The sequence below is a fragment of the Kitasatospora sp. NPDC057198 genome, assembly GCF_042670125.1.
Classification (GTDB): domain Bacteria; phylum Actinomycetota; class Actinomycetes; order Streptomycetales; family Streptomycetaceae; genus Kitasatospora.
This window is the reverse complement of the sequence record NZ_JBHUWH010000109.1, coordinates 1-2,651: the sequence shown is the minus strand read 5'-3', so window position 1 is coordinate 2,651 and position 2,651 is coordinate 1. Positions and strand designations below refer to the sequence as shown.

Below are 2,651 nucleotides of genomic sequence, written 5' to 3'. Positions count from 1 at the left end.
GTCGTTGATCAACAACATGCATGCGTTGTTGTGGTTTTTTTGTGCGGTACCCAGCCGGCTCCCCCCGGCACCGGGGCCCCGACCGCCCGGCCCGGGGCGCGGCTCCACCCGGGCCCGAACCCGCTCCGCACGGGACGGCACCGGTGGCCCGACCCGGCCGACACCAAACGGGTCACGCGCGGCGGCCCCCGGCATGGCGAGGGGGCGGCGCGGCACAGACTCAGTTCATGCCCCCCGCCCAGGAGAGCCCCGTGGCCCAGACCGACCAGCAGCCCCGCAAGCCGCGCGGCGGCCGCAACCTGCCCGCCGCGATAGGCGTGGGCGTCGGACTCGGAGCGGTGGTCGCGGCCTCGCTGTTCGTGGTCAAGGCGGTCTTCATGGTGGTCGTCGCGGCCGCCGTGGCCGTCGGCATCTGGGAGCTCACCAGCCGGCTCGCCGAGCGCAAGGACGTCCGCGTCCCGCAGGTCCCGCTGCTGGTCGGCGGCGTCGGCATGGTCGTCACCGGCTACTTCGAGGGCGGTCAGTGGGCCGCCGCGATCCTCGCCGTGACCGGCCTGGCGATGATGGTGGCCCGGATGGCCACCCCGCCGGAGAACTACCTGCGCGACATAACGGCCGGCGTCTTCACCGCCTTCTACGTGCCGTTCCTGGCCACCTTCGTCGCCCTGATCCTGGCCGCGGACGACGGCGCCTGGCGGATCCTGCTGTTCCTGGTCGTCACCATCTGCTCCGACACCGGCGCGTACGCCGTGGGCTACAAGTTCGGCCGCAACAAACTCGCGCCGACCATCAGCCCCGGCAAGACCCGCGAGGGCCTGGCGGGCGGCATCGGCCTGTCGATGATCGCGGGCGCCCTGCTGATGCAGTACCTGATCGACGACGGCACCTGGTGGCAGGGCCTGATCCTGGGCGGCTGCGCGGCCGTCACCGCCACCCTCGGCGACCTCGCCGAGTCGATGATCAAGCGCGACCTCGGCATCAAGGACATGGGCACCCTGCTCCCCGGCCACGGCGGCATCATGGACCGGCTGGACTCCCTGCTGCCCACCGCCCCGGTGGTCTGGCTGCTGCTCGCGGTCTTCGTCGGCAGCTGAGCCCGGCGGCCGAGCCAGGTGGCCGAGCCAGGCGGCCGAGCCCGGCCTGAGCCCGGCGGCCGAGCCTCCGACGTTCGAACGCCCCCGTGATGCCACCGCGTCCGGGGGCCGTCCGCCACCGGAGGTGGGGAACCGTCGGCGCGAACAGCAGCCCGGCGGGCACGCCCTCCGAGAGCGTGGAGCCGGTGCCGTCGGACAGCAGGGCGAGGCAGGCCATCCCCACGAGGAGGACGCCGCTGCCGCCGCCCGGGAGGAACACGCTCCGGACGAGTGCCCCGCCCGACAGGTCGCCGACGGCGGCGAGCACCGGGCCCCGGTCCTCCTCGGCGGACGGAACGCCCGTCCCCGCCGGGATGATCGCTCCAGATGATTTGAACGCGTTCAACTCTTGGGCCGCCCGCGGGACGCGGAGCGGTTCCCCGGATCTGAGACACTGGATGAACCATGCCTAAGCCCGGAGAACTGACCTTTGTCGCGCCGCGTGGCGCCAAGCCCCCGCGACACCTCGCCGACCTCAGCCCTGCCGAGCGCAAGGAGGCCGTCGCCGAGCTGGGCGAACAGCCGTTCCGCGCGAAGCAGCTGTCGAACCACTACTTCGGGCGGATGTCCGCCGACCCGGAGACCTGGACGGACATCCCGGCGGCGAGCCGGACGAAGCTGACCGAGGCGCTGCTGCCCGAGCTGATGTCCGTGGTGCGGCACGTCTCCTGCGACGACGACGCCACCCGCAAGACGCTGTGGAAGCTGTTCGACGGCACGCTGGTCGAGTCGGTGCTGATGCGCTACCCGGACCGCGTCACGATGTGCATCAGCTCGCAGGCCGGCTGCGGCATGAACTGCCCGTTCTGCGCGACCGGCCAGGCCGGGCTGACCCGGAACCTGTCCACCGCGGAGATCGTCGAGCAGATCGCGTCCGGCATGCGCGACCTCAAGTCCGGGGCCGTCCCCGGCGGCGAGGCCCGGCTGTCGAACGTGGTGTTCATGGGCATGGGCGAGCCGCTGGCCAACTACAACCGGGTGCTGTCGGCGATCCGCCGACTGACCGACCCGTCCCCGGACGGCTTCGGCCTCTCGCAGCGCGGCATCACCGTCTCCACCGTCGGCCTGGTCCCGGCCATGCACCGCTTCGCCGACGAGGGCCTGAGCTGCCGCCTCGCGCTGTCGTTGCACGCGCCGGACGACGAGCTGCGCGACGAGCTGGTGCCGGTCAACACCCGTTGGAAGGTCGACGAGGTGCTGGACGCCGCGTGGAACTACGCGGAGAAGTCCGGCCGCCGGGTGTCCATCGAGTACGCGCTGATCAAGGACATCAACGACCAGGCGTGGCGCGCCGACCTGCTCGGCCGGCTGATCAAGAACCGCCGGGTGCACGTGAACCTGATCCCGCTCAACCCGACGCCGGGCTCGAAGTGGACGGCCTCCCGGCCGGAGGACGAGCGCGAGTTCGTCCGCCGCCTGCAGGCGCACGGCGTGCCCACCACCGTCCGCGACACCCGCGGCCAGGAGATCGACGGCGCCTGCGGGCAGCTGGCCGCCGCGGGCTGAGCGCCGCAGGAA

At 72.4% G+C, this 2,651-nt stretch carries 2 protein-coding genes; both read left to right on the top strand.

The genetic code is table 11. From position 1 onward, the window contains the following. Window positions 1-227: 227 nt before the first annotated feature. Entirely contained in the window at window positions 228-1,094 is an 867-nt protein-coding gene (locus ACFUEL_RS15160; RefSeq protein ID WP_380236677.1) for a phosphatidate cytidylyltransferase, read from the top strand. Between the two features lie 444 nt (window positions 1,095-1,538). After that, window positions 1,539-2,639, top strand: coding sequence for a 23S rRNA (adenine(2503)-C(2))-methyltransferase RlmN (gene rlmN, locus ACFUEL_RS15155; protein ID WP_033256300.1), 1,101 nt, complete (start codon window positions 1,539-1,541; stop codon window positions 2,637-2,639). Window positions 2,640-2,651: the final 12 nt, after the last annotated feature.

Bases quoted from the DNA above. Each gene is read 5' to 3' on its own strand.
- ACFUEL_RS15160 (WP_380236677.1), top strand. From the start codon at position 228: ATGCCCCCCGCCCAGGAGAGCCCCGTGGCCCAGACCGACCAGCAGCCC.
- rlmN (WP_033256300.1), top strand. From the start codon at position 1,539: ATGCCTAAGCCCGGAGAACTGACCTTTGTCGCGCCGCGTGGCGCCAAG.